Raw genomic sequence first — 5,862 nt, 5'->3', positions numbered from 1 at the left:
AGGCTTTGGACCCATGGAACTCCTCGGAGGAATTTGCAAGAAAACAGGTAATGGCAAAACCATACCTTGCAAATCCTGCGCCCATCAATCAGCAGAACTACGTGTCAAATCAACTACTTGTGGATTGTTCAGGGCGGACTATCAAGTCAGTGACGACCGAAATTGGCACCGTCGCGGGACTCAACACCTTCGCCGGTGCTCAGTTCTACGCTGACGAGCGCACAGCGTTTGAAACCAGCAGCAAGGCCCTGTCTCAAGCTCTGGCCGTCTACAAGAAGGATCTGGAGGCGCTGAAGAATTCGCTTGAGACTCGGAAGAACAACTTGTTCCAGCCCACGACCCTCAAGGCTCCGTCCCATGACGCAAAGGAAATCGCAAAGCACGTTGCCGACATCAATGCGCTGATCGGCACGAGCAACGGCAAGACTGCCACGTTAGAAAAAGACAAAACCAGTGCGAGAGAGGCGCTTCGCCTGGCTGATGTCTTCGCCTTCGCTGAGGCCATAACCTATGACAAGGAGCTTGGCCGGATTGCCACCCTCAAGACCACCGCTGATACCGCAAGCACGGCATTCACCGATGCAGAAAAAGAGATTCGTGAAGCCGAGGCTGAGGTCCAGACATTGCGGGCCAAACAGAAGGACGAGCGCAAGGGGGCGGAAAGAGTCAATGCATTGCTCAACAACTTCTTCGGCCATGACGGAATCAAGTTGGAAGCGCGCGATGGTGCAGACAAAGCGACTGTCAAGTTTGAGATCACCCGCAACGGCAAGTCGGCGTACAACCTGAGCGAAGGCGAATGCAGCCTCATCGCATTCTGCTACTTCATGGCCAAACTTGAAGATCCAGAAAGCAGAGGCAGAGAATTAATAATTTATATTGATGATCCGATTTCAAGCTTGGACGGAAATCACATTTTCTTCATGTTCAGCTTGATTGAAAGCTTGATTGCCAAGCCCAACAAGAATCAAGATGGCTCAAATTCATACCGCTACAAACAACTATTTATTTCAACGCACAATCTGGATTTCTTGAAGTATCTCAAGAAGCTGTCTCAGCCGCCGGAAAAGAACCACGGAGGCAGCCAGCACTTCTTGATTGAGAGAAACGGCGGCGCCAGTGCCATCTCGCTAATGCCTTCTTATCTCAAAGAATACATCACCGAATTCAATTACCTGTTCCATCAGATCTACAAGTGTCGTGATGCAGAATATGCAAAGGTTTCGCATGAGCCTTTTTATTCATTTGGCAATAATTTGCGAAAATTTCTTGAGGCATTTCTTTTTTACAAATATCCTCACCACGACAATCAAAACGACAGCTTTGAGCGCATGAAAAAGTTTTTTGGTGATGATGATTTAGCGGTCGCTTTAATCAATCGTCTCAACAACGAGCTCTCGCACTTAGAGTCAATTTTTGATCGAAGCATGAAGCCCGTGGAGATACCAGAGATTCCAAAATTGGCCAATTATGTTCTGGATAAGATCTATGAAAAAGATCCACACCAGTACAACTCGTTGGTAAAAAGTATTGGAGAGCCGGAGCGAGCAGGTTGAATCGACCGGTATTACCTAGATGGTTTCCGACTGCGTGCAACTCTTTACTGCTATCACGGAATGACTTGCGCACTGCAAAGAGCCGTCATTCAAGTTGCGGAGTCGATGGGCAGCAATCGCTGCGAAGCAGTCGGAAAGCCGAGCATTCAATTTTGCAGGCCACCACCAATCTACCGCCCCCGAACCACGCGCGCCCTCCGCGCACCCCCCGCCACCTGACAAGCCCGCCGATACGCCCGCAGCGTCACTTCTGCCCGCTGCATCACCGTGTCCTCCACCGTGGCCGCGCCTCCGGCCAGCTCATCGGCCTGCGCCTGCAGCAACTCCGCCGGGCTCATGCCCGACGCCTCGCCCGTCAGCAGCGCAATCCCCTCGCTCACATGCCCCATGGTGTAGACATGGAACAGCCCGCGCTCCACCGCGTCCAGCACGCTGCGGTCCAGCATCAGGTGGCGCTGGTTGCGGGCGGGGATCAGCACGCCGTGGGTGCCGTCCAGCCCCGCCGTCGCGCAGGCGCGGAACCAGCCTTCGATCTTTTCGTTGATGCCGCCCACGGGCAGCACTTCGCCGTGCTGGTTCAGTGCGCCGGTCACGGCAATGCCCTGGCGCAGGGGCAGGCCTGACAGGCTGGACAGCAGCGCATACAGCTCGGCGCACGAGGCGGAGTCGCCTTCCACGCCGCTGTATTCCTGCTCGAACACGATGGACGCGTTGAGCGCCAAGGGCGCTACATGGCTGAACAGCGCGGTGAGGTAGCTGTGCAGGATGAGCACGCCTTTGTCGTGGATGGGGCCAGACATATCGACTTCGCGCTCGATGTTGAGCAGGCCCTCTTGCCCGGCAAAGGTGCGCGCGGTGATGCGCACCGGAAAGCCAAAGCGGTAGTCGCCCAGGTCGATCTGCGTCATGGCGTTGATCTGGCCGGTGATGGAGCCCTGCAGCGTGATCAGGCGCTCGCCCTCGGTGATGGATTCGTGCAGTTCTTCTTCGGGCTGGTTGTGGCGCAGGGTGCGGGCGGCCAGGGCGGCTTGCACGTCGGCAGCTTGCACCAGGGTGCCTGCGCGGGCCTGGCACAGGGCGGCGCTTTCGATGGCGAGTGCTTCGGTGTGGGCAAAGCGCGCGCTTTGGCGGCCTTGGTCGTCGGCCTCGCGGTGTGATTGCTCCAGCAGCAGGGCCACAGCGTCGGCGGCAAAGTGGGGCAGGCCGCGTTTTTTGCAGACTTGCGCGACCAGGATGGCCGAGGACTGGTGGGTGGCGGGGGTGGCGATGAACCGGTCTGAAAAGTCCACCTTGACGCGGAAGCGGCGGGCGGCGTCGGGGTCGGCCTCTTGCAGGGCGTAGTACTCCTCCACCGATCCGATCAGCACGATCTTCACGTCCACGTCCACCGGCTCGGGCTGCAGTGCCACTGCGCCGCCTGGCGCATGGGCGGGGCCGCCACCGCCGCCGTCCTCGATCTGCAAACGCCCGCAGCGCAGAAAGCGGCGCAGGCGCGGCCACAGGCCTTCTTCGGCGGCCAGGTCGTGCAGGTGCAGCAGGATGAAGCCGCCATGCGCCTTGAGCAGGCTGCCCGCGTGAATGCTGGCGTGGTCGGCCTGCACGGTGTCGGCGTCTGCGCCGTGTTCGATGCTGCCGAACAGGGTGCGGGCCGTGGGGTTGTCTTCCACCACCACCGGGGCGCTGGTGCGGCCGCGGTTGTCCACCACCACGTTCACCTGGCAGCGGGCCAGCAGGTCGTCGAGCGCGTCCTTGCGGTCGTCCTCGGCGTCCTGGCCTTGGTCGGTGTCGCCGGGCTCGAACAGGTCGATGTGGTCCAGCACGGCGCGCTCCACCTGGTCCAGCCATTGCGTGAGCTTGACGGCGTCCTTGATCTGCTTGCGCAGGCCCTGGCGGATGCCGTGCAGCGCGTGCTCCACCAGCGGCTTGATGGTCTGGCGGCGCAGTGCGGCCAGGGCGTCGTCGCGCGTGCGCTCCAGCGGGCGGGTGGTTTCGAGAAACTTGGCGATCTCTGCGCGCAGCTCCAGCTCGGCGGCGTCGATCTCGGCACGGCGCTCGCGGGGCAGGGCGCGCGCCTCGCCTTCGGTCAGCGGCTGGCCCTTGGGGCCGGTGAGGGTGAACACCATGTGCCCGGCCTCGCGGCTCAGGCGGAACTGGCGCGCCTCTGCAAAAGCGTCCAGCGTTGCAAAGGCTTCGCTCTCTTGGGCTTGCCAGGTTTTCTCGATGCGTTCGGCCTCGGCCTTGAAGTCGGGGCTGGTCAGGCGCTTGGGGATGTCGGCCTGCAGGCTGCGCGCCATGTCGGCCATGCCCTGGCGCAGCAGGCGGGCCTCGCCTGCGGGCAGGCGCAGCGCGCGGGGGCGGTCGGGCTGGTCAAAGTGGTGCAGGTAGCAAAGGTCGGGTGGTACAGCGCGTTTGGCTGCTTCGGCCTGCATGGCCTGGCGCAGCAGCGACGCGCGGCCGCTGCCCACTTCGCCCAGCACAAACAAGTGGTAGTCCGGCTGCTGCATCGCCAGGCCAAACTGCGCGGCGGCCTGGGCGCGCTCCTGCCCGATCCAGGGCAGGGGCAGCTCTTGCAGCTCGGTGGTGCTGGCAAAGCCTAGCGATTCGGGGGCAATGGTCAGCCGAAGCTGGTGGGGGGCAAGGGCAAAAGCGGGCATCGGTGCGGGTGTGCGGTGGTGGTGGTGCGGGGTCGTCTGGGACGGCCTGGCGGCACCCGTTCACCAAAATATGAGTCAAAACGGGCAAATGCGCTAGTGCAATATGCCCTGGTTGCTATCAATAGTGTAGTGGTTGACCAAGGCATGCCCATACATCCTGGCCCGGTGCCACCAGTGGGCCATCACTATGTCATTCCGTCATTTGTGCGCCACGGGGCATACCCCGGTGGGGGCGCCACCTGCCAGCGCGTGGCTGCGCGCATCGGCCAGTGCGGCGGCGGTGGGCGCCTCGATGGGCCAGCCTGCCAGGTGCTGTTGCGCCACGCGGCTCAGGGCGGTGATCCAGTGGCTGGTGTCGTTCAGGCAGGGGATGTAGTGAAACTCCTGGCCTCCCGCGTGCAAAAAGGCTTCGCGTACTTCCATGTTGATTTCTTCCAGCGTCTCCAGGCAGTCGCTGGTGAAGCCGGGGCACACGACGTCCACCCGCCGCGTGCCCGCCTTGCCCAGCGCCTCGATGGTGGGCTGGGTGTAGGGCTCCAGCCACTTGGCCTTGCCAAAGCGCGACTGGAAGGTGATGCGGTAGCGGTCTTCGCGCAGGCCCAGGCGCTCGGCCAGCAGGCGGCCGGTCTTGCGCGATTCGCAGTGGTAGGGGTCGCCCAGGTGCAGGGTTCGCTCGGGCACGCCGTGAAAGCTCATCACCAGCTGGTCGGGCTGGCCGTGGTGCTTCCAGTGCGTTTCGATGGTGCGCGCCAGGGCATCGATGTAGCCGGGGGCGTCGTGGTAGTGGTTGACGAACCGCAGCTCGGGCACGTTGCGCGTGGCGGCGGCCCAGGTGTAGACGGCGTCAAACACGCTGGCCGTGGTGGTGGCCGAATACTGCGGGTACAGCGGCAGGATGAGGATGCGCGTGGCGCCCTCGGCCTTCAGCGCATCGAGCTGGCTCGCGATGGACGGGTTGCCGTAGCGCATGGCATGGCGCACCAGCACCGCGTGGCCCGCTTCGCCCAGCCAGCCGCGCAGCAGCGTGGCCTGCTTGGCTGTCCAGTGCGCCAGGGGCGAGCCCTCGGGCGTCCACACGCTCGCGTACTTGGCGGCGGATTTGGCCGGGCGCGTGCGCAGGATGATGCCGTGCAGGATGGGCATCCACAGCAGCCTGGGAATCTCCACCACGCGGTGGTCGCCCAAAAACTGCGCCAGATAGCGGCGTACAGCTGGGGCCGTGGGTTCGTCAGGCGTGCCCAGGTTGCACAGCAGCACCGCGGTGCGTTCGGCCTGGCCGTGGGTGAAGGGGGGTTCGGGGTGGAAGGAAGGCATGCGGCATTTTCACCCACGCGCCCTACCCGTGCGGACCGAGGCCTTTGGGCTGGGTCCGACGACGATTTGGACGGGTGCCGGGTATTCCCTGATGCGTTCATGAAACCGGTTTCATAAACTGGCGCCACTTTGGAATAACCGCTGTTCACCGTGAATTACCAGTTCCAGTTCGATGCCGTGTTTGCCGCTTGGCCCCTGTTGCTCAAGGGCACCTGGATCACCGTGCAGCTGTCGCTCACCGCCACCTTGCTGGGGCTGGTGGTGGCCATCTTTTGCGCCTGGGGCAAGACCGGCGGGCCGGGCTGGCTGCGGTTTTTGATCAATGCGTACATCGAGGT

Annotated in this window: 3 protein-coding genes and 1 pseudogene; 2 read left to right on the top strand and 2 right to left on the bottom strand. The window is 62.2% G+C overall.

From position 1 onward, the window contains the following. Positions 1 to 1,556 (top strand): AAA family ATPase (locus tag ISS20_RS23010; RefSeq protein ID WP_291439895.1); only part of this gene is annotated, 1,556 nt, incomplete at its 5' end. Positions 1,557 to 1,726: 170 nt separating this feature from the next. Here the strand turns inward: ISS20_RS23010 and ISS20_RS23005 are convergent. Beyond that, entirely contained in the window at positions 1,727 to 4,210 is a 2,484-nt protein-coding gene (locus ISS20_RS23005) for a Lon protease family protein (RefSeq protein ID WP_291439893.1), read from the bottom strand. 198 nt (positions 4,211 to 4,408) lie between these two features. After that, a complete protein-coding gene (gene hemH / locus ISS20_RS23000; protein ID WP_291439891.1) occupies positions 4,409 to 5,524 on the bottom strand; it encodes a ferrochelatase in 1,116 nt (371 codons plus the stop codon). A 150-nt stretch (positions 5,525 to 5,674) separates the two neighbouring features. Between hemH and ISS20_RS22995 the strand changes: the two are divergent. Next, positions 5,675 to 5,862, top strand: a pseudogene (locus ISS20_RS22995) (amino acid ABC transporter permease); the annotation flags it as partial.

Origin of the sequence: Acidovorax sp. (assembly GCF_016783915.1) — a bacterium.
Classification (GTDB): domain Bacteria; phylum Pseudomonadota; class Gammaproteobacteria; order Burkholderiales; family Burkholderiaceae_C; genus Acidovorax.
The sequence above is the reverse complement of the archived record's forward strand: the minus strand, read 5'-3'. Positions and strand labels throughout refer to the sequence as shown.

Bases quoted from the DNA above. Each gene is read 5' to 3' on its own strand.
- ISS20_RS23005 (WP_291439893.1), bottom strand. From the start codon at position 4,210: ATGCCCGCTTTTGCCCTTGCCCCCCACCAGCTTCGGCTGACCATTGCC.
- hemH (WP_291439891.1), bottom strand. From the start codon at position 5,524: ATGCCTTCCTTCCACCCCGAACCCCCCTTCACCCACGGCCAGGCCGAA.